We start from the raw sequence: 20052 nt of genomic DNA, 5'->3' as shown, positions 1-20052 counted from the left end.
TTGTAGGTGGGCCAGTTGGTGATTTTGAATTTTTGCTTTGCCACGGAACGGTCTGTGTTGTCGGGAGGATGCGTGATCTGATCCTTCAACTCAGCAAAAGTTCGATTTATTCAACAAAGCCCCGTCCGGCATGACCGCACTGATCCCTTTAGCGGCCAGCGCCATACGCGCCTGAGGAAGCTTGCTTTCGGTGATCAAGATCTGCCCGCTGTTGGGGTCGATACGGTAGGGAATATTTTCTCCACCGAGGACCTCAACCACCTGCGAGACAGGGATCTGTTCCTGCGCACCATAGAGCGCGACATAGCCCTGATTGCGGTTCCACAGCGACGCAACAATAGCGATCGCTAACGCCGCGCCCCCGGCAATCATCCACACTCTGGTATTCATCAGGCCGGCTGGCAGGGCGCGCGCGGAAAGACGATCTTTGATTTTGTTTAGCACGGCACCGACCTTACAGCGGAGTATTCATTACTTCGTCGAGGGCGCTGTTCAGCTTGTTGCGCACCTGCATCATCGCCGAAAAGGCCACGCTGGCTTTTTGGCTCTCAATCATCGCCCCCGCCAGGTCGTCGCTCTGGCCCATATCAATGGCGGTCTGCTTTGCGCCCGCGCTGTGCTGTAATGCATCCACCTGGTTGATGGCGTGATCCAGCACGCGAGAAAAAGAGACGTTATGCTCACCGGCAAAGGCGTTATTAGCCGGCGCAATGACCGGGAACGCACCGGCCGCACCGGCAGAGGCCAGTCGCGCCGTTTGCCGCATCTGGTTCAGCAGCATCTGCTGAGTGGGTTGCATACCTGCAGCGCCTGTCTTGTCCATGATTTTTCCTTATAAACTTCAGGAATAGCGTTCAATATCAATGCCTTCATCGCGCATCGAGGCAAGGCGATAGCGCAGCGCTCTCGGCGTAATACCTAAAAACTCAGCGGTTTTTGATTTATTGCCTTTATGGCGTTTAAGCAGATCGATGATGTATTGATACTCAGCCAGACGACCGTGGAGCTTGACGTCCCTGATGCCGGAGCTGCCGCTCGCCTGCTCGCGATAGGCAGGCATAAGATCGACCGCGGGCGTTTCAGGCAGCGGCAGTCGAGGCCTGAGACCGAAATCCTCTGCGGTTATCTCTTCACCGTTACTCAGGATGATGCCCCGCTGAATCACGTTCTCCAGTTCGCGCACGTTACCCGGCCAGTCATAACCCAGCAGTGCCTTACGGGCCTCTTCGCTCAGGCGGATATTCCCCTGGTGGAAAGTGCGATATTTATCAATAAAACGCTGCACCAGCGGCAAAATATCCTGCCTGCGCTCGCGCAGCGGTTGGATATGAATAGGCACAACGGAAATACGGTAGAATAGATCCTGGCGGAAACGGCCTTCGGCAATTTCCTGCTGCAGATCCTTATTTGTGGAAGCAATCAGGCGAATATCCAGCGGGATACGTTTATGGCTTCCCAGGCGTTCAACCTCCTGCTCCTGCAAGACGCGCAGTAATTTTGCCTGCAGGGCGAGCGGCATATCGCCAATTTCATCCAGCAGCAGCGTGCCGCCATTAGCCTGCTCGAATTTACCCGCCACGCTGGCCACTGCCCCGGTAAATGCACCCTTTTCATAACCAAATAAAATGGCTTCCAGCATGCTTTCCGGAATGGCTGCGCAGTTAACCCCTACGTAGGGGGCAGCATGACCGCAGGCGTGCTTATGGATATATTTGGCGACGCACTCTTTACCCGTACCCGTTTCGCCAGTAATTAATACCGAAACATTATATTTTGCAACGCGACGCGCCAGTGAAATTACGCCAAGGCTGGCAGGAGAAACAGCGACAACGCTGTCTTCATGACGGTTTTCACGCCCAATGATAATGTTCATACCTGAGCCCCAACAACAGAGTAAGTTAATCAACAGCACGTTAGCGGTTTATTAAAAATGATAACAAACTTATTTTTCACGCTTGCGCTACAAGGAGAACTCAATAAGCCATTAACAATAAAAAAAACCACGCCCTGCGTACTTTTTTACAGGAAGCAAACCTTCCCTGAAAATAGTTTGCCCAGTATACGGCTCCGCTGTCAGTTGTCTTATTTTTAATGCGTATTAAACCATTAATCAATAAAAATCAACAATTTAAAATCGAAAATCAGTCTTAATAAATTCGAATTAATTATCGATTAATAACCGTTACCCCCTTGAAACAGAATGGCTTCGGCGGTCTAATTCTCATAATGAAAAAGGCACCGGTCTTTATCGTGGAGGTGTATCCGCTTCTGTTTATCTCTGGCGACACAAATCCGCCTGAAATCGATACTCCAGAAAAAAATTTTTACGTATGGTCGAAGCATCTGCTAGCGCGTCATAAAAACGCACGGCGGTTTTATCAGGCATTGTTATTAAAGCGGAATGATTATGTACCCTGCTACCCAGCGCATCAGAATCCATCAGCAGGATACGCTTCCTGAGCTGGAAACACTTGATATCAGCAAACTTGGTCGTCCATGGCATAAACTTCCTAAATCCATGAATGACAACTTTGACATTCTCGATGCACGCCTTGGCATTTATTTCCTGAAAAAGCTACGGGTAAACGCCACGCTGGAATCAATGACATTTTCTGTTGACCGTCACTTTAAACATGCACAGATCTTCTCCACATCCTATGGCAATCTCGGTTTTGTTATCGATCGCCTGCTGCTGCTGAATATCCTGCACGACTACTACGGTCTTAATAAAGAGAGCGTGCATATAGAGCCAGATGAGTCGATGCCGGTCACGAAAACGGAAGAGCGTTTACAAAGCAAGCTGGGGCTGGAGCTCACCTCTCTGATTATTTGTAAAGAGACGTTTGGTGAAAATATCGAGATAAAAATGGATTACTCCGCCGTTATTAATCAGTGGCCGTGGTGTATTACGTTTAATCTGGAAGGCTATAAACAGGGGAGTTTTAGCATACTGCTGGACAGGCACCACGTTGACCAGACGCTGGCCAATCTGCGCTCGCCTGTATCAAAAGAACACCGCCAGCAAAAAGCAGACTCCCTGAGTCCCTCTCAGCTAAAGCGCCTGTTTGACAGTTTGCCCGTCAGGCTGAACGGGCGGTTAGCCAGCCTGAACCTCACCGTGGCGCAAATCGCCGACATTAAACCCGGGGATATTATTCCCATCCCCCTCAACGAGCCGATGCCAGTGTTTATCGGTAAAGAGCAGATTTTCGAAGCCGCTATAGCCGAAGATTACGGCAAGCTTTTCTTCTGCGATATCCATGAAAAGACGCCCGAGAAACAATATGAGTGATTTACAACATGAGCTGAGCCAGTCTCTGGATTTGGACGATCTCAACCTCAGTGACATGCCGCAGGATGCGCTGGCGGAAGGCACTATCCGCAATGATTTACAGCCTGAGCCTTCTCACACCTCGATGCCCGATATGCGTCGTATGGCGCTGTTTAGCCGTATCCCGGTCACCCTGACGCTGGAGGTCTCCTCGGTGGATATACCGCTATCGGAACTAATGAATATCACCAGCGACTCGGTGATTGAGCTGGACAAAATGGCCGGCGAGCCTTTAGACATCAAAGTCAACGGCATCCCCTTCGGTAAGGCAGAAGTGGTGGTGCTGAATGATAAATATGGCCTGCGCATCATTGATTTCAACACCAAAGAGCTGGGTGAGCTGACCCAATGAACCGCGCGCTGACCCTGTGGGGCATAACGTTGCTGCTTTTCGGTGTGCTGTTAAATCAGCAGGCGATGGCGGCTGGTGATATCACGCTGCTCAGCACAACCGCGAATGGCGATGGCCAGGATTACAATATAAAAATTGAGATCCTGATCCTGATGACCCTGCTCGGCCTGCTGCCGATTATGGTTCTGATGATGACCTGCTTTACGCGCTTTATTATCGTGCTGGCCATTCTGCGCCAGGCGCTGGGCCTGCAGTCCAGTCCGCCGAATAAGATCCTGACCGGTATCGCCCTGGCCTTAACGTTACTGGTGATGAGACCGGTGTGGACCACGATTTACACCGATGCGGTTGAACCCTTTCAGAACGATCGCATCACCATGAAGCAGGCGCTGGCCAGGGCGGAAGCACCGCTGAAAAAGTATATGCTTGCCCAGACCAGTGAAAAGGCCATGGCGCAGATCATGACCATTGCGGGGGTAGAGGGGGATGCTCGCGAACAGGATCTGACCATCGTGACGCCAGCCTATCTGCTGAGCGAGTTGAAAACAGCCTTCCAGATTGGCTTTATGATCTATATCCCTTTCCTGGTGATCGATCTTATTGTCGCCAGTATTCTGATGGCAATGGGCATGATGATGCTATCGCCTCTTATCGTTTCGCTTCCCTTTAAGCTGATGCTCTTCGTGCTCTGCGACGGCTGGACGCTGATTGTCGGTACGCTCACCGCCAGCGTGCGGGGGTTATAGCCATGATGAATATGGACACCGCCGGCGACATTATGGCGGCCAGCCTTCACCTGGTGCTGATCATCTCTGCCGTGGCGATTGTTCCCAGCCTGCTGATTGGCCTGTGCGTGAGTATTTTTCAGGCCACGACGCAGATCAACGAACAGACCCTGAGCTTTCTGCCACGGCTGGTGGTCACGCTGGGCGTGCTGGTTTTCGCCGGAAAATGGATACTGACGCAGCTGGTGGATTTTACCGTCCAGTTATTTACTCAGGCGGCCGCGCTGGTTGGGTAGAAGATAATGGCTATTGATATTCAGGCACTGCTCACGCCGCTGATGGCACTGGTGCTCCCTTTTTTCCGTATTCTCGCCTTTATCCAGTTCGCACCGGTTCTCGATAACCGCGTCTTCTCGCGCCGGGTAAAAATCGGTGCCGCGCTGGCGCTGGCTATTATCATCACCCCCATGCTGCCAGAGCCGGTCGTGCTCACGGAACTGCTCTCGCTGCGCTCGGTGTTATTGATTGGCGAACAGCTGCTGTGGGGCGTGCTCTTCGCGACGGCGCTGCACCTGGTGTTTGTGGCGCTGCAGACGGCCGGGCATATTCTTTCCATGAATATGGGGCTGGCAATGGCGATGATGAACGATCCGGTCAACGGCAGCTCGACAACGGTGATCTCACAGATTATCTATGTCTTTTGCGCCCTGCTGTTTTTCATCACCGACGGCCACCTGCTGCTGGTCACTATCCTCTACAAAGGCTTTATCTACTGGCCCATCGGGCAGGCGATTAATCAGCCGACGCTGATGCTTGTCGCCCAGAGCCTGGGATGGATTATGGCTTCCGCCGTACTGATTGCGCTCCCGACCACCTTTGTCATGCTGATCGTTCAGGGGGGCTTTGGCCTGCTGAACCGTATTTCACCCACCCTGAATCTGTTCTCCCTCGGTTTCCCTATCAGCATGCTTTTTGGGCTGCTGTGCATCTCGATGCTGGTCACGCATATTCCTGAGCACTATCTCAATATGACTAACGACATTCTGGCGAAGCTTGACGCCATAAGGGTGCAGTAGTGTCCTCCAGCGGCGATAAAAGTGAAAAACCCACCCCCGGGAAGCTGCGAAAAGCGCGGGAAAAAGGGGATATTCCCCGGTCAAAAGATCTCTCAATGGCGGTGGGGCTTGTCGCTTCCTTTATTATTCTGGCGACGTTCCTGCCCTACTATCGCCAGCTTATCGGGGAGTCCTTTGCCGCCGCCGGACAGATGGCGAAGGATATCGATAACCCTGCGGTGCTTAATCAGTTTCTGCTGCTCAACCTGAGCGTGCTGCTGCGCTTTATCGCAACGCTTATCCCCATTCCGCTGGCCTGCATTCTCGCCAGTTTAATTCCCGGAGGATGGCTGTTTACGCCAGCCAAATTAAAGCCAGATTTCAAAAAGCTCAGCCCGATCGGCGGAGCAAAGCGCCTGTTTTCCGCCAGCCACTATACGGAGGTCGGCAAAATGCTGCTGAAATGCTCGGCGATACTGGCGGTGCTCTACCTGATGGTGGGCGATCACATGGAGGGACTTCTGCATCTGCAGCGCCTCTACCTGAACGAGGCCATCACCCGGGGATTTACCATTTTCCATCACGTTGTCAGCTATTTCATCGCTGTTATCGTCTTTTTTTCTCTGCTTGATGTTCCGCTGAGCAAATTTATCTACACCAAAAAAATGCGGATGACCAAACAGGAGGTGAAAGAAGAATATAAAAACAACGACGGTAACCCTCAAATTAAAGGCCGCATACGTCAGCTACAGCGGCAGATGGCGATGGGGCAAATTACCCTCACCGTACCGACCGCCGATGTGATCATCACTAACCCGACCCATTATGCGGTGGCACTGAAGTATGACCCGCAGCAGGCGGAAGCGCCCTATATCGTGGCAAAAGGGAGAGACGAGGTCGCACTCTGGATCCGTGAAGTTGGCGCTAACCACCATATTGAGGTGGTGGAGTTTCCGCCGCTGGCGAGAGCGGTCTACTACACCACCCGCGTTAACCAGCAGATCCCGGCTCAACTCTTTCGCGCCATTGCGCACGTTCTCACCTATGTCATGCAGCTTAAATCCTGGCGTGAAGGCCGCATTGAGCAAAAACCCCGCCTGAACAGGCAGATAGCCATTCCTCAAGAGGTATTAAAACACCATGGCGAACAGTAAGTTATCAAAGGTGTTCGGTATGCTCCGTAAGGGGCAGATTGCTGTGCCTGTCCTGCTTCTCAGCGTTCTGGCAATGGTTATTCTGCCGCTGTCGCCGCTGATGCTGGATATTCTGTTTACGTTTAACATCGTGTTAGCGGTTATTGTGCTGCTGGCCTCGGTAAATATGCAGCGCCCGCTCGACTTTGCCATTTTCCCGACGCTGCTGCTGATTACCACCCTGATGCGCCTGACGCTGAACGTGGCGTCTACGCGCGTGGTTCTCCTTAAAGGGCATGAAGGCGAAGGCGCGGCGGGTAAAGTCATCGAAGCCTTTGGTCAGGTGGTTATCGGTGGCGACTTCGTCGTGGGTTTTGTGGTGTTTATCATCCTGATGATCATCAACTTCGTTGTTGTGACCAAGGGTGCAGAGCGTATCTCGGAGGTCTCGGCTCGCTTTACGCTGGACGCCCTCCCCGGCAAACAGATGGCTATCGATGCCGATCTCAACGCCGGGTTAATCAACCAGCAGCAGGCGCGCAGCCGCCGTCAGGAGGTCGCCAAGGAGGCGGACTTCTACGGCGCGATGGACGGGGCATCCAAATTCGTCCGCGGCGATGCCATTGCCGGGATCATGGTCCTGATCATTAACGTGATTGGCGGGATCTGCATCGGTATCTTTAAATACGATTTAGAGGCCAGCGTCGCTTTCCGCCAGTATGTCCTGCTCACCATCGGTGACGGTCTGGTGGCACAAATTCCTTCCCTGCTGCTCGCCACCTCCGCCGCGATTATCGTAACGCGCGTCAGTGAAGGCAATGACATCAGCGATGAGATCAAAACGCAGCTTCTTTCAAAACCGAAGGTGCTCTACACCGCCGCGTTTGTGATGTTTATTCTGGCGATTGTGCCGGGCATGCCGCACATTGCTTTCCTGAGCTTTACCGCGCTGCTGTTATTTGCCGCCTGGCGCCAAAGCAAAGTGGTGCAGCCCGCCACACAAGAGATGGATATTGAGGCGATCAATGAGGCGCTGGCGCCTGACGCCTCCACGGCCATCACATGGGACAGCATCCCACTGGTTGAACCTATCGGTCTGAGCCTCGGCTACAAGCTTGTTACCCTGGTGGACGAGTCCAGGGGCAGCCCGCTTTCGCTGCGCGTTCGCGGGGTAAGGCAGGTTATTTCCGAACTCTGTGGGGTATTACTGCCGGAGATCCGCATACGCGAAAACTTCCGGCTAAAGCCCTCACAGTATGCGATCCACGTCAACGGCATACGCACGGCGGTGGCGGAAGTGCAGGCTGAAAAGCTGATGGCTATTCCCGGAACCGAACTCTACGGTGAAATTGATGGCGTGCTGGACACCGATCCGGCCTACGGTATGGCGATTGTGTGGATCGATCCCGACCAGAAGGCGAAGGCGCTTAATCTGGGGTATCAGGTGGTGGATTGTTCAAGCGTGGTCGCCACCCACGTTAACAGGGTCGCGCGTGAATATTTACCGGAGCTGTTCAACTATGACGATATCACCCATCTGCATGCTCGCCTGGCTCAGCAGGCACCTAAGCTTGCAGAGGACTTAAACGCGGCGCTCAACTTTAGCCAGCTTTTGCGCGTTTATCGCCAGCTCCTGCTTGAGCAGGTTTCACTGAAAGATATTGTGACCATCGCCTCAACGCTGCTGGAGAGCTCGGCCATCACGAAAGATCCGCTGCTGCTTACCGCCGATGTACGCTACGCGCTACGCCGCGCGCTGGTGCATAACATCAACGGCGATCGCCCTCAGCTGGCTGCCTGTACCATCGATAATCAGCTGGAAAACCTGCTGCTCAGCGCACTGAACCAGGCCCAGCAGGCAGGAAAAGTCACGCTGGATAACTTCCCGGTCGATCCCAATATCCTGACGCAGCTGCAAAATACGATGCCAGTGATTTACGAACAGATGAAGGCTAAAAATCTGCCTCCGCTGCTGCTGGTGACGCCGCAGCTGCGTCCGCTGATTTCCCGCTATGCCCGCCTGTTTGCAAAAGGGCTGCATGTGCTCTCCTACAATGAAGTGCCTGACGATGCGGATTTAAACGTGGTGGGCACGCTGGCGTAACGCGCAAAGCCCGGTAACCAGGAGGTGCCTTTATTGCTCCATATAGCGCATTCGCCATTGCGCTATGGTGCGCGGCATTTTACTGATATCGCTATTTTGCGTGCTGTAATAAGAGAAGGTCAGTTTACCTTTTTCATCAGGGGCAATTCTGGCTGCCCAGATATCACTGGCGTTATACATAATGATGGCGGTGCGGGTGTTGGCCGCCCCGCGCAGCCAGGATAAAATTACCGTGGCACCAATATTATCGATATCCTGGTGGTATATATAAGCATTAGCCGTCTGAATAAATTTCTGATAATCCTTCCCCACCAGCGCACGAAATTGCTGGTCTGTTTTTGCATCAGGCAGGATTTGCAGTGAAAGCAGCGTGGCTTCCGGGCGCGGGTCGTTTTCTGATCTTTCATAAATACCGTCAATAAAGGCGCCGCTGGGCATGGACAGGCTGCACCCCTTTTTACCGCTGCTAAAAACCTGAAGCGCACCGCTGCTTTCCGGAATCAGCAACACCTTGCAGCGTTTACTTCCCGCCATATTGTTGATGAGCAGCATGCCGTCTATCTTACGCGCTTCGCCGGTATAGGCCTCTTTATTCAGCCCGGACCAGATGCGAATATCAACATTTACCGTCCAGTCGGCGTTGTGGCTGAACTCAATCACTCCGCCGTTCATGTTTGCCGCGAGGGTATTCCACCAGCGTCCCTGCCAGATAAATTGCGCCGGGGCCTCAGCCAGCTTACCGATGCCCGCATAGTAGGCGCGCTCTATACAGCTTTCTGACGAACAGGTTTTGAGTGACTTCTGCCATGCCAGATACTCCTGATGAACAGGGTATCCTTCGCGGCGCGCCAGCGTATCGCGATAGTACGTTGCCATAATGTTATTAAGCCAGCTGAGATTTTCACTGTTACAAATCGTGTTCTCAAGGGGGGTCGCCGCACGCTGGCAGTTAACGGCAAACGCGCTGGTTGCTACTAATGACGCGAAAATTATGCATAAAACAGTCAGAAACTTTATCATTCCGAATACTTTTTAATCAAAGCGTCCGATATTCTGGCTAAATCGCGCTCAGGTTGCAATAAAACAAAATAGATTATTTACTTATTCACTCTATCAACAGCCTGCCGATGTCTATTTCTCTGGAATAATCTCACTTAATGTAAAAATCAATTCCCATTCAGGTTAAAAATAAAGCCACACAATAGACTAAAGGTTAAATAAAAATATTATTATGCCTGTGCTCCTTTGACGTTGATATTATGATGTGAGAATTGTGCTCGCGCAGGGCTTCTCCCGACACGCCGCCAGCCGCTCTGGTACGGAGCCATCACAATGCCGCCATTCATCACGCGGATGTTCACCGGCATGCCGCTGATATAGCCCGCCCTTCCTTACAGAATCCTCCGATTCCGCCCTCCCTTACCCGGTCGCCGGAACTTTCCCCCCTCAGATTCCTCTTAGCAAAGCTAGCGGCGCAACTCACGATGCGCAGCGTGAAGACAAACGAGGTTGAAATGAATAAAGCCACACAACGTACGATTTTAGGCATGGGGTTCAGCGCGCTGCTGTTAGCCGGTAGCGCGTCGGCGGCAAGCTGGCAGGATCAGCTGAGCAGCGCGGCGTCGCAGCTCAGCCAGCAGAACAGCAGCAACACCAGTGCGACCAACAGCACCGCGCAGAACGGCGGGCTGTCGCTCGGCTCGCTGACCGGCCTGCTGAACGGCGGTGACAAAGCGGTCAGCGCCAACAGCATGACCAACGCCGCAGGCGTGATGCAGTACTGCGTACAGCACAACGTGGTGGATAACAACGTCAAGTCGGTGAAAGAGCAGGTGCTGGATAAGCTCGGCCTGAGCAGCCAGACGGCGCAGACGCAAAACACCGACTACCAGCAGGGCATCGCCGGCCTGCTGAATACCGGCAACGGCCAGCAGCTGAACCTGCAAAGCCTGAGCAACTCACCGATGGGCGAGAAGCTGAAAACCAAAGCCTGTGACGTGGTTCTCAAACAGGGCAAGAAATATATCGGCATGTAATTTCAGCGCTGTAAGGCCGGGAGGAGCCCTCTCTCTTCCCGGCTAATCGCCGCCCGCGCGGTTGCGCGCGGCCATTTCACTTCAGTCTCTTATAACCTGTTCCGCCCACATTTCCCCGTCCGACTAACAGCGCTATAGTGAAGGTTTTAAGCCACAAAGGACAGCGCGCATGAAAGGCATCAACATTGCGATTTACTTCGATCCCGACCTTATTTTTGCCACGGTACATCAGCCAGACGGCAGCTACCTGAGCAAAAACTTTCAGTATGACGATGCGGTTATTGAAGAGATCTACCAGTGGCTGGAACAGTTCACGCCAAATCGCACCCATATTTGCCTGCTTGAGCACGACACCGCCGATATCCTTGCCGACGAACTGGTGGATAACGGCTATCACGTTCATCGCGTCAGCACCCATCTGATGCTGGAGTGGTTCACCTCCTCGCCGCCCGCCACCCCGGACGGCTCGCCGGTACGTGCGCTGCTGCGCTACCTGGAAGAGGAGAAGCCGGAGCAGTATGTGTCGCGCACGCCGCAGATTGAGGCGCTGCTCGATATGTTCGACGATCTCGACGCGCTGGAAGAGGTGGAAGAGGAAGATGACGAAGACAGCCTGCCGGATGACGTGCTGCGCCTGGTGAAGCAGAAAAAGATCACCGGCCTGGCGGCCGCACAGAGCCTGATCCCGGAGCTGAACGAGCGCATCCGCGAGCATCTGATGCGCTATCCAGAGCTGATGACGCCCGAACTGCTGGAAGATTTCTTCCCGGAGCTGCTGGAAGCGATGGAGCGGCCTAAACACTAGCCCTTCCTGACCACGCCATCTAAAGAGGACGTTTATGCAGGCATTATTTGAGGCCGTTGGATTAGGGCTGATTGTGCTGCTGCCGCTCGCCAACCCACTTACTACCGTTGCGCTGTTCCTGGGGCTGGCGGGCGAGATGAACTTCAGCGAGCGCAACCGCCAGGCGCGTCAGGCTTCCATCTATGTGTTCGCCATTATGATAGTGGCCTGGTATGCGGGTAATGCGGTGCTTAACACCTTTGGCATCTCGATTCCCGGGCTGCGCATTGCGGGCGGGCTGATTGTGGCCTTTATCGGCTTTCGCATGCTGTTTCCCGCGCAGCCGGTCGGCCACTCGGTAGAGGCGCAGCACAAGCAGGATGAGCTGGATAACAGCGACGCGCGTCAGGATACGGTCAATATCGCCTTTGTGCCGCTGGCGATGCCGAGCACCGCCGGTCCCGGCACCATTGCGATGATTATCAGCACCGCCTCGACGGTGAAAAGCGGCGTCGATTTTCCCGCGTGGGTGATTGCCGCCGCGCCGCCGCTTACTTTTCTGCTGGTGGCCCTGATCCTGTGGGGCGCGCTGCGCAGTTCAGGCAGCATTATGAAGCTGGTAGGGAAAGGCGGTATCGAGGCGATTTCGCGCCTGATGGGCTTTTTGCTGGTCTGTATGGGCGTGCAGTTTGTGATTAACGGCGTGCTGGAAGTGGCGCATAACTTCCATTAAAAAAGGGCACCGAGGTGCCCTTAATATTTTCAGGTAAGGTGCTGACGCGGGTGAGAAGGCCCGATCGCAAAGACGCAAAAGCGGCATCCCTGCCGGCTCGGCCCGCGACATCCTTGTCGCGGGACGCTTTGCTCTTCGGTCCTTCCCACCCGCTTGCAGACTTCTCAGCCGCCTGAAAGAAGACGCGGTGCCCTTTAGTCGTGCTTCAGCGACTTCCGCACATCCGCCACCTGATCCTTGCTCACCGCTGGCGCGTTGTTGCTCCAGCCCTGACGGATAAAGGTGGCGAGCTGCGCCACTTCGTCGTCGCTCAGACGCTGGCCGAAGCCCGGCATCGCCAGCGTCGACGGCGCTTTCTCGGTAGAGGGCTGCTGCGCGCCTTCCAGGATCGTATGGATCAGCCCGGTCGGATCTTTAGCGTTAACGATCGTCGCCTGATCCAGCTCCGGAAAGATCCCCGGCGCGCCCTTGCCGGTAACAAAGTGACAGGCGCCGCAGTTGTCGATATAGAGACGCTCGCCTTCGCTCAGGTTCTTCGCCGCCGTCAGCTTCGCCTCGGTCTGCTGCTGCGCCTGCACGTTGTAGGCCTGCAGCGGCGGATTGCCGCCGAGGAACTTCAGGTAGGCCGCGACCGCTTTAAGATCGGCGTCGGTCATGTGCGAGCTGCTGTGCTCAATCACCGACTTCATCTCGCCGCCCACCGCCGCTTTATCGTTGCGGCCGGTCTGCAGGTAATCGACGATCTCCTGTTCGCTCCAGCGCGGCAGACCGCGCAGCGACGGCACGTCCCAGTTGTTCAGGCTGCCGCCCGCCAGGAACTTCGCATCGCCGCTGTCGAGCGCCTTCTCGTTCATGCCGAGACCGCGCGGCGTATGGCAGCTGCCGCAGTGGCCAAGGCTCTCAACGATATAGGCACCGCGGTTGATCTCTTCAGAGGCGCCGCCAATTGGCTGGAACGGCTTGTCACTGGTAAAGGCCCAGTTCCAGAAACGCATCCCCCAGCGCTGGCTGAACGGAAAGCTCAGGCGAGTCTCCGGCGGCCGATCGGCGCTCGGCTGCACGCCCTTCATAAAGTAGAGATACAGCGCGTGCATATCTTCATCGCTGATTTTGGCGTAGTCGGGATACGGCATCGCCGGGTAGAGGCGCGAGCCGTCCGGCAGTACGCCTTTGCGCACCGCGTCGGAGAACTGCTGCTCGCTGTAGTTGCCGATGCCGTGCTCTTTGTCCGGCGTAATATTGGTCGAATAAATGGTGCCGAGGTTCGACTCAATCGCCAGTCCGCCAGCATAGTCCGGCTTGCCTGCGACAGAGTGGCAGGCCATACAGTCGCCGAGACGCGACAGGTATTCACCCTTCTTGATCAGCTGGGCTTCATCTTCCGCGTGCGCATGAGCAGCCATGCATCCCAGCAGCACGGCGTTGGCGAGTAACAATGATTTCAGTTTCATATGCTTATGCCTGTACCAGTGGACCGGGGTTCTTCAGATACTGTTCCTTGATCGCCTGCGCCGCCATCAGGGTAATCGCGCCGATGGTGTCGGTGGGGTTCGCCTGGAAGTTCTGCGGGAAGGCGTTGCCGCCCGGTACAAACACGTTATGCACGTCCCAGCTCTGCAGATACTTGTTGAGCGCAGAGGTTTTCGGGTTATCGCCCATGACCGCGCCACCCACGTTATGGGTGGAGACATATTTGGTCAGGTCGAAGTTGGCGTCCATCGGCAGGAAGCTCATGCTCATGCTGTCCGGATTCAGCTCTTTACTGATATTGCCGACGATGCCTTTCAGGTACTGCTGCAGCTTAAGTTCGTTCTGTTTCCAGTTAAAGGTCATGCGCAGCAGCGGCTGGCCGCGGTGGTCGGTGTAGTTCGGGTCGAGGTCCAGATAGACGTCGCGGTACGACTGGCAGGTCGTGGTGATGCTGATCTTCATGGAGTGGCCGTACCACTCTTCCAGCCCCTCTTTGTAGCCCATGCCCCAGCTCGGCGTGCCTTTCGGCAGCGAGGTGCCGATCGGCGTACCGGTGGCCTGCGAGCTGTGGATCTTCGCACCGCCGAGGAAGCCGAGGCCCGGACCGTCGAAGTTGCCCGGTGAGATGTCGTTGAACATCTGGCCGGTAGCGCCGGCGGTGGCGTACGGGTTGAAGTTTTTATCCTTGAAGAACAGGGTCGCGCCGCCGTTCGACAGGAAGGCGTAGTTGCGTCCTACCACACCCTCTTCGGTAATCGGGTTGTACGGCTTGCCGATGCCAGAGAGCAGCATCAGACGCACGTTGTAGAGCTGGAAGCTGGAGAGCACCACGATCTTCGCCGGCTGGAAGACTTCGTTGCCGTCGACGTCGTAGTAGATCACCCCTTTGGCGGTCTTCTTGTCGTCATGCAGCACGACCTTCACCACTTCCGCATGCACTTCGTAGGAGAAGTTCGGCATACGCTTCAGCGCATCCATTACCGCGGTCTGCGGCGAGGCTTTGGAGTAGTTCAGACAGGGGTACTTCGAGCAGTAGCCGCAGTAGTTGCAGGGGGCAATCTGGTTGCCGTAGGGGTTTTTCCACGCGCGAGAGACGCACGCCGACGGGTTGGGGAACGGATGGTAGCCCAGCTTCGTCGCCGCTTCTTTAAACATCACGTTGTTCAGCGTATCTTCCAGCGCCGGCAGCGGATAAGGCTCGGAGCGCGGGCCTTCAAACGGGTCGCCGCCTTCCAGAATCTGACCGCGCAGGTTGCCGGTGGTGCCCGACTGGCCGCAGATCAGCTCGAACTTGTAGTAGTAAGGCTCGATCTCATCCCAGGTAAACGGGAAGTCCATCACGCGCATATCTTCCTGCAGGATGCCCGGCTTGTAGGCCTCGTCCACGTAGGTTTTTAGCTTGATATCGGTTGGCGTCGGACGGATCAGTACCGCCGTCCAGTGCATGCCTGCGCCGCCCACGCCGGTGCCCGGCGCAAACGCGCCCCATTTGCGGGTCGGCAGCGCGGTCTGGGTGGTGTCGTAACGCACGGTGACCGCCACCTCTTTCGGCGTGGCGAACACTTTATTTCGCACGTTATAGGCGTATTCGTCAGCCGGTTTCGGGTAGGCGAAATCGGGGTAGTCGCGCTCGCCGCCGCGCTCTAAGGCGCGCACTTCAAGGCCCGCCAGCGCCAGTTCGATGCTCATCAGCGAGCCGGCCCAGCCGAGGCCGCAAACGACGACGTCGACTTCTTTTTTAGTAATCTGTGCCATGATAATCCTGTCTCAAATACCTGATTCAGCGCCGTTAAGCGCGTTCACCCATAAGGCTGACCGGCCCCAGCGGATAAGGCACGTTGTGCTGCTTCACCCATTCGGTGAAGCTGGCGCGCGCGCCGGGGAAGCCGATGGCGATCCAGGCTTTCATGCCTTTGTTGCCGCCGTACATCGGATCCGCGAGATAGCCGTGCTTGGTATCAGAGAGCAGCTGGCTGAAGAACTGCGACGCTTTCAGATTGCCTTCACCGAGCGCGGCGAAGTCGATGCCGTTCTTGTTGAGTTTGGTCAACACCTCATCTTTCTCTTCCAGCGTGAGCTGCTGGAACGGCTTGCTGTAGGTCGTCTGCACCCACTGCGTAACCAGCTTGATGGCGGTGTGGTACATCTGCTGCGGCGTGAACGGAATCTGGTAGCCGAAGGTGGGATCGGCGTGGACGTTGAACGGGCCCTGCAGGTAGATCTCGTCGCCAAACTCGCTGCTCTGCAGCTGCTGGTCGATAAAGATCGGCACGTTGGTTTCCAGCGCGCCTGGCGCTTTGCCTTTGCCGCCAGCCGGGATCAGGCGATCGGTCGCCGCCAGAATAAACTGCCACTCGTCCGCGCTAAAAAAGCCCGGTTTATAGTCGGCCAGCTCCGGCGCGGCCATTTCTGCCGCCTGCGCTGCGGTCAGTCCTTTTAAAACCAGGTCACTTAGCGGCAGCGCCAGTAGAGACCCGAGCAAAAACTTTCGTCTGGTGGTGGGTTTTTCAAGAAGCATAGCGGCACGACTCTCACTTGCTGTAAAAGTAATATATTTGTTAAACACAAATCTTATCGGTCATTTCCGCGGCAATATTAGGGATATAGATATGTCGAAATGTAAAAATAGAAGTTTAAATGTGTCTTAGTGAAAATTTATCATTGTGTTATTGAATGGTTACGGACGGGTAACAGGCTGTGAAGGCAGGAATTTTGTTTAAAACGACATAATCGCTGGTTATTTAACCAGAAAATTTGTGCGCAGGGCCAGTTTTATTTACGCAGGGTGACAGTTGCCGAAAATAATCAATCAAAAAAAATAATACTTCCATACAAGCTAATTCCCTTTATCGGTAACCCTATATTCACTTATTTACAGCAGCAATGACATATTGCGGAAAATGTGAGCGCGCCGGTATCAAACGGCTATTTGTCTGCGGATGAGAAATAAATAAATGCCTGTAATACCCGTCGCGGTAAAACAGCGAAAAACGCAGACGATTTTTTTGTGCAAAGCTCATAACAAAGCGGCATTTTGACTCTGGCGCGCCGTGGATATAGTCGGTTTATCAATGACTCAGGATAAACTTCTATGCGACGCATTTTGCTTGTGATGTTAAGCGCGCTGGCCTTAGCGCCGATGGCGCACGCCGGGACGCCGAAAGATACGCTGGTTATCGCCGTGCCGCTCGACGGCATTATCAGTTTTGACCCGGCGGAAAGCTTTGAAACGGTCAGCAATAGCAGCCTGCGTAATGTTTACCAGACGCTGGTGGAGCCGAATAAGGACGATCCGCAAAAGCTTTCGCCGCTGCTGGCGCGCAGCTGGCAGCAGGGCGAAACGCCCCATAGCCTGGTCTTCAACCTCAATCCCGACGCGCGCTTCGTCAGCGGCAATCCGGTGACCGCGCAGGATGTTATCTTCTCGCTGACGCGCGCGGTGAAGCTCAACAAAGCGCCCTCGTTTATTCTCGGCGAGTTCGGCTGGACGCCCGACAATATCGACAGCCAGTTCAAGGCCGCCGGCGATCGTCAGCTGGAGATCCGCTGGCCGGCGCAGATTGGTCAGGATCTGGCGCTGCGCCTGCTGACCGCACCGGTAAGCTCGGTGGTCGACAGCAAAACCGCGCTGCAGCACGCCAGCAACAGCGATACCGGCAATGGCTGGCTGAAGACCCATTCAGCGGGCAGCGGCGCGTTTTCTATCAAACAGTTTGTGCCGCTGCAGGCGCTGCTGCTGGAGGCCAACCCGCACGCCGCGCCACAGCCCCATCTGAAGCGCGTGCTGCTGAAGGGGGTCGCCGATCCCGGCACTCGCCGCCTGCTGATACAGCAGGGCGACGTGGATGTCGCCTATCAGCTCGGCCCCGATCAGATCGCCGCACTCAAAAGCGATGCGAACGTGCGCATCGACGCCTTCCCGTCGAGCCTGATTTACTACCTCGGCTTTAACACCAAAAATGCGCAGCAGCCCGTGCTCGGCAATCCGGCGCTGTGGCAGGCGGCGCGCTGGCTGGTTGACTACGACAGCCTCGCCAGCCAGCTGCTGAAAGGCCAGTACCGCGTCCACCAGAGCTTCCTGCCGGACGGCTTCGACGGCGCGCTCAACACCACCCCGTTCCACTACGACGTCGACAAGGCAAAAGCGATCCTGAAGGATGGCGGCATCGCGCCGGGCACGCATATCGCCCTGACGGTGGTCAATCAGCCGCCCTATATCGATGTGGCGCAGGCGCTGCAGGCGAGCTTCGCCAAAGCGGAGGTCAACCTGGATATCAAGCCGGTGGCGGAATCGGAGCTGTGGAGCAAAATGCGCGCCCGCGATTTTCAGTCCATCTTCGTTTACTGGGGCGCGGACTATATCGACCCGAATACCAACGCCAGCGCCTTCGCCTGGAACGTGCCGGGCGGCTCGAAAACCCTGGCATGGCGCGTGGGCTGGGATATCCCCGCGCTGAGCGCCGAGACGCGCAAGGCGGCGGGCGAAAGCGATGCCACGCAGCGCCGCGCGCTCTACACCCATCTGCAGACCGAAGTGCAGCAGAACTCGCCGTTCGTCACTATTCTGCAGGGCGCGCAGCAGGTGGCGGTGCGCAGCAACCTGAGCAACGTTAAGCAGGGCATTGGCGTCAGCATGCTGCTGCTGGATGAGGTGCAAAAATAACAGCCGTGGCGCGCGGGCAATAGCCAGCGCGCCACCCTTCGCCGTCTTTACGGAGCACCACCCTTTTAGCGCAATCCTCTCCTTTTCCCCGCCGCGCTTGCTATCCTTCAGACAATGTCCTTTGCCGGAGAGTGAACCTATGACCGCCCCGCTGCTTATTGCCCAGACGCCCGATGTGAAGCTGCACCTTCTGCCCGCGATGGCGAATCGCCACGGACTCATCACCGGCGCGACCGGCACCGGCAAAACCGTGACGCTGCAGAAGCTGGCTGAATCCTTCTCCACTATCGGCGTGCCGGTATTTATGGCGGATGTCAAAGGCGATCTGACCGGCATTGCCGCGCAAGGCGAGCAGAGCGAGAAACTGCTGGCGCGGCTGGCGAAAATTGGCGTCACCGCCTGGCAGCCGCAGCGCAATCCGGTAATGCTGTGGGATATCTTCGGCGAACAGGGCCATCCGGTGCGCGCCACCGTCTCCGATCTCGGCCCGCTGCTGCTGGCGCGCCTGCTAAATCTCAACGAGATCCAGAGCGGCGTGCTGCAGATTATCTTTCGCGTCGCCGACGATCAGGGGCTGCTGCTGCTCGACTTCAACGATCTGCGCGCGATGACGCAGTACATCGGCGACAACGCCAAAAGCTTCCAGACGCAGTACGGCAATATCAACAGCGCGTCGGTGGGCGCCATCCAGCGCGGGCTGCTGGCGCTGGAGCAGCAGGGCGCGGAGCACTTCTTCGGCGAGCCGATGCTCGATATCCGCGACTGGATGCGCGTCGACGCCGACGGCAAAGGCTTTATTAATATTCTGGCGGCGGACAAGCTCTACCAGCAGCCAAAGCTCTACGCCACCAGCCTGCTGTGGCTGCTGTCGGAGCTTTATGAAAATCTGCCGGAGGCGGGCGATCTGGAGAAGCCGAAGATGGTCTTCTTCTTCGATGAGGCGCACCTGCTGTTTAACGACGCGCCGCCGGTGCTGCTGGAGAAGGTTGAACAGGTGATGCGCCTGATCCGCTCGAAAGGGGTCGGCGTCTGGTTCGTCACCCAGAATCCCGCCGACGTGCCCGAAAGCGTGCTCGGCCAGCTCGGCAATCGCGTGCAGCATGCGCTGCGCGCCTTTACGCCGAAAGATCAGAAGGCGGTGAAGAGCGCCGCCGATACCCTGCGCGCCAACCCCGCCTTCAATACCCTTGAGGCGATTCAGGCGCTGGGCACCGGCGAGGCGCTGATCTCTTTCCTGGATGAGAAAGGCAGCCCCTCAGTGGTGGAGCGCGCTATGGTGATCGCGCCCGGCTCCCGTATGGGCCCGGTTAACCTCGACGAGCGCAACGGCCTGATTAACCACTCGCCGCTGGCGGGCAAATATGACGAGGAGATCGACCGCGAGTCCGCCTTTGAAAAGCTCTGTCAGGAGGTGAAAGGCGCCAGCGAGCAGGCTGACGCGCCGCTGGCGAAGGGCAATCAGGTCAAGGTCGACGATGGCATTCTCGGCGGGCTGAAAGAGGTGCTGTTCGGCCATACCGGCCCGCGCGGCGGCAAGCATGACGGCATCGTGCAGAGCGTGGCGAAGAGCGCTACGCGGCAGATAGCCAACCAGATTATTCGCGGCGTGCTCGGCAACCTGCTGGGGGGACGCCGTCGCTAAGGCAATTTCCGCCACGGTTTCGCC

Annotated in this window: 20 protein-coding genes; 12 read left to right on the top strand and 8 right to left on the bottom strand. The window is 56.0% G+C overall.

Going from position 1 to position 20052, the window contains the following annotated elements; genetic code table 11:
• The 4 genes from MHZ97_RS04775 to MHZ97_RS04760 form a co-directional block, all read right to left on the bottom strand.
• Positions 1-89: hypothetical protein (locus MHZ97_RS04775; RefSeq protein ID WP_239313698.1), on the bottom strand; the 89-nt coding region annotated here is incomplete at its 3' end.
• Between the two features lies 1 nt (position 90).
• Positions 91-444 (bottom strand): hypothetical protein, encoded by a 354-nt coding sequence (locus tag MHZ97_RS04770; RefSeq protein ID WP_239313307.1) that lies wholly within the window; start codon positions 442-444, stop codon positions 91-93.
• Positions 445-454: 10 nt separating this feature from the next.
• Positions 455-823, bottom strand: coding sequence for a flagellar hook-basal body complex protein FliE (gene fliE, locus MHZ97_RS04765; protein WP_239313310.1), 369 nt, complete (start codon positions 821-823; stop codon positions 455-457).
• Between the two features lie 18 nt (positions 824-841).
• The gene (locus tag MHZ97_RS04760) at positions 842-1861 is read right to left on the bottom strand and encodes a sigma-54 interaction domain-containing protein (RefSeq protein ID WP_374044223.1); all 1020 of its coding nucleotides are present in this window, start codon (positions 1859-1861) and stop codon (positions 842-844) included.
• A gap of 546 nt (positions 1862-2407) precedes the next feature.
• Between MHZ97_RS04760 and MHZ97_RS04755 the strand changes: the two genes are divergently transcribed.
• Genes MHZ97_RS04755 through MHZ97_RS04725 form a run of 7 tightly spaced genes read left to right on the top strand, consistent with a single transcriptional unit; the run spans position 2408 to position 8700 of the window.
• Complete coding sequence (locus MHZ97_RS04755) at positions 2408-3292, top strand: FliM/FliN family flagellar motor switch protein (RefSeq protein WP_239313330.1); 885 nt, start codon at positions 2408-2410, stop codon at positions 3290-3292.
• On the top strand, positions 3285-3683 hold the full coding sequence (fliN, locus tag MHZ97_RS04750; RefSeq protein WP_239313333.1) for a flagellar motor switch protein FliN: 399 nt from the start codon (positions 3285-3287) through the stop codon (positions 3681-3683). Before MHZ97_RS04755 ends, fliN begins: the two co-directional genes overlap by 8 nt.
• Complete coding sequence (gene fliP, locus MHZ97_RS04745) at positions 3680-4429, top strand: flagellar type III secretion system pore protein FliP (RefSeq protein WP_239313346.1); 750 nt, start codon at positions 3680-3682, stop codon at positions 4427-4429. Before fliN ends, fliP begins: the two co-directional genes overlap by 4 nt.
• A 2-nt stretch (positions 4430-4431) precedes the next feature.
• On the top strand, positions 4432-4704 hold the full coding sequence (gene fliQ / locus MHZ97_RS04740; protein WP_239313347.1) for a flagellar biosynthesis protein FliQ: 273 nt from the start codon (positions 4432-4434) through the stop codon (positions 4702-4704).
• Between the two features lie 6 nt (positions 4705-4710).
• Positions 4711-5484: a flagellar biosynthetic protein FliR gene (gene fliR, locus MHZ97_RS04735; RefSeq protein ID WP_239313349.1), complete on the top strand. Its 774-nt coding sequence runs from the start codon at positions 4711-4713 to the stop codon at positions 5482-5484.
• The gene (gene flhB, locus MHZ97_RS04730; protein WP_239313351.1) at positions 5484-6617 is read left to right on the top strand and encodes a flagellar biosynthesis protein FlhB; all 1134 of its coding nucleotides are present in this window, start codon (positions 5484-5486) and stop codon (positions 6615-6617) included. The genes fliR and flhB overlap by 1 nt, the downstream gene beginning before the upstream one ends.
• On the top strand, positions 6604-8700 hold the full coding sequence (locus MHZ97_RS04725; protein ID WP_239313353.1) for a flagellar biosynthesis protein FlhA: 2097 nt from the start codon (positions 6604-6606) through the stop codon (positions 8698-8700). The genes flhB and MHZ97_RS04725 overlap by 14 nt, the downstream gene beginning before the upstream one ends.
• Before the next feature lie 30 nt (positions 8701-8730).
• Here the strand turns inward: MHZ97_RS04725 and MHZ97_RS04720 are convergent, their stop codons facing one another.
• A complete protein-coding gene (locus MHZ97_RS04720; protein ID WP_239313355.1) occupies positions 8731-9720 on the bottom strand; it encodes a lysozyme inhibitor LprI family protein in 990 nt (329 codons plus the stop codon).
• A gap of 494 nt (positions 9721-10214) precedes the next feature.
• On the opposite strand from MHZ97_RS04720, the gene MHZ97_RS04715 reads away from it, so the two are divergent.
• From MHZ97_RS04715 to MHZ97_RS04705, 3 genes are all read left to right on the top strand, one after another.
• Positions 10215-10736 carry a DUF2501 domain-containing protein gene (locus MHZ97_RS04715; protein ID WP_103794034.1) on the top strand — a complete coding sequence of 174 codons (522 nt, stop codon included), beginning with the start codon at positions 10215-10217 and terminating at the stop codon, positions 10734-10736.
• A 169-nt stretch (positions 10737-10905) separates the two neighbouring features.
• Positions 10906-11541: a hypothetical protein gene (locus MHZ97_RS04710; RefSeq protein WP_103793828.1), complete on the top strand. Its 636-nt coding sequence runs from the start codon at positions 10906-10908 to the stop codon at positions 11539-11541.
• Between the two features lie 34 nt (positions 11542-11575).
• The gene (locus tag MHZ97_RS04705) at positions 11576-12253 is read left to right on the top strand and encodes a MarC family NAAT transporter (protein ID WP_103793827.1); all 678 of its coding nucleotides are present in this window, start codon (positions 11576-11578) and stop codon (positions 12251-12253) included.
• A gap of 194 nt (positions 12254-12447) precedes the next feature.
• On the opposite strand, the gene MHZ97_RS04700 is transcribed toward MHZ97_RS04705, so the two are convergent.
• The 3 genes from MHZ97_RS04700 to MHZ97_RS04690 are packed head-to-tail and all read right to left on the bottom strand — an operon-like array spanning position 12448 to position 16241.
• Positions 12448-13704: a cytochrome c gene (locus MHZ97_RS04700; RefSeq protein WP_103793826.1), complete on the bottom strand. Its 1257-nt coding sequence runs from the start codon at positions 13702-13704 to the stop codon at positions 12448-12450.
• 4 nt (positions 13705-13708) lie between these two features.
• Positions 13709-15478, bottom strand: coding sequence for a GMC family oxidoreductase (locus MHZ97_RS04695; protein ID WP_103793825.1), 1770 nt, complete (start codon positions 15476-15478; stop codon positions 13709-13711).
• A gap of 34 nt (positions 15479-15512) precedes the next feature.
• Positions 15513-16241, bottom strand: coding sequence for a gluconate 2-dehydrogenase subunit 3 family protein (locus MHZ97_RS04690; RefSeq protein WP_103793824.1), 729 nt, complete (start codon positions 16239-16241; stop codon positions 15513-15515).
• 573 nt (positions 16242-16814) lie between these two features.
• On the opposite strand from MHZ97_RS04690, the gene MHZ97_RS04685 reads away from it, so the two are divergent.
• Both MHZ97_RS04685 and MHZ97_RS04680 read left to right on the top strand, forming a co-directional pair.
• Positions 16815-18386, top strand: coding sequence for an ABC transporter substrate-binding protein (locus MHZ97_RS04685; protein ID WP_103793823.1), 1572 nt, complete (start codon positions 16815-16817; stop codon positions 18384-18386).
• Between the two features lie 139 nt (positions 18387-18525).
• Entirely contained in the window at positions 18526-20028 is a 1503-nt protein-coding gene (locus MHZ97_RS04680; protein ID WP_239313357.1) for a helicase HerA-like C-terminal domain-containing protein, read from the top strand.
• Positions 20029-20052 lie beyond the last annotated feature (24 nt).

Origin of the sequence: Pantoea sp. ACRSC, assembly GCF_022346785.1 — a bacterium.
Classification (GTDB): domain Bacteria; phylum Pseudomonadota; class Gammaproteobacteria; order Enterobacterales; family Enterobacteriaceae; genus Pantoea; species Pantoea alvi.
Note: the sequence above shows the minus strand (reverse complement) of the source record. Positions and strands in the feature narration are given on the sequence as shown.

Excerpts from the sequence above, each read along its gene's own strand:
- MHZ97_RS04685 (WP_103793823.1), top strand. The coding sequence starts at position 16,815 with ATGCGACGCATTTTGCTTGTGATGTTAAGCGCGCTGGCCTTAGCGCCG.
- fliE (WP_239313310.1), bottom strand. The coding sequence starts at position 823 with ATGGACAAGACAGGCGCTGCAGGTATGCAACCCACTCAGCAGATGCTG.
- MHZ97_RS04725 (WP_239313353.1), top strand. The coding sequence starts at position 6,604 with ATGGCGAACAGTAAGTTATCAAAGGTGTTCGGTATGCTCCGTAAGGGG.
- MHZ97_RS04755 (WP_239313330.1), top strand. The coding sequence starts at position 2,408 with ATGTACCCTGCTACCCAGCGCATCAGAATCCATCAGCAGGATACGCTT.
- fliQ (WP_239313347.1), top strand. The coding sequence starts at position 4,432 with ATGATGAATATGGACACCGCCGGCGACATTATGGCGGCCAGCCTTCAC.
- fliP (WP_239313346.1), top strand. The coding sequence starts at position 3,680 with ATGAACCGCGCGCTGACCCTGTGGGGCATAACGTTGCTGCTTTTCGGT.
- fliN (WP_239313333.1), top strand. The coding sequence starts at position 3,285 with ATGAGTGATTTACAACATGAGCTGAGCCAGTCTCTGGATTTGGACGAT.
- MHZ97_RS04680 (WP_239313357.1), top strand. The coding sequence starts at position 18,526 with ATGACCGCCCCGCTGCTTATTGCCCAGACGCCCGATGTGAAGCTGCAC.
- MHZ97_RS04705 (WP_103793827.1), top strand. The coding sequence starts at position 11,576 with ATGCAGGCATTATTTGAGGCCGTTGGATTAGGGCTGATTGTGCTGCTG.
- MHZ97_RS04690 (WP_103793824.1), bottom strand. The coding sequence starts at position 16,241 with ATGCTTCTTGAAAAACCCACCACCAGACGAAAGTTTTTGCTCGGGTCT.
- MHZ97_RS04715 (WP_103794034.1), top strand. The coding sequence starts at position 10,215 with ATGAATAAAGCCACACAACGTACGATTTTAGGCATGGGGTTCAGCGCG.
- MHZ97_RS04700 (WP_103793826.1), bottom strand. The coding sequence starts at position 13,704 with ATGAAACTGAAATCATTGTTACTCGCCAACGCCGTGCTGCTGGGATGC.
- fliR (WP_239313349.1), top strand. The coding sequence starts at position 4,711 with ATGGCTATTGATATTCAGGCACTGCTCACGCCGCTGATGGCACTGGTG.
- MHZ97_RS04720 (WP_239313355.1), bottom strand. The coding sequence starts at position 9,720 with ATGATAAAGTTTCTGACTGTTTTATGCATAATTTTCGCGTCATTAGTA.
- MHZ97_RS04695 (WP_103793825.1), bottom strand. The coding sequence starts at position 15,478 with ATGGCACAGATTACTAAAAAAGAAGTCGACGTCGTCGTTTGCGGCCTC.
- MHZ97_RS04710 (WP_103793828.1), top strand. The coding sequence starts at position 10,906 with ATGAAAGGCATCAACATTGCGATTTACTTCGATCCCGACCTTATTTTT.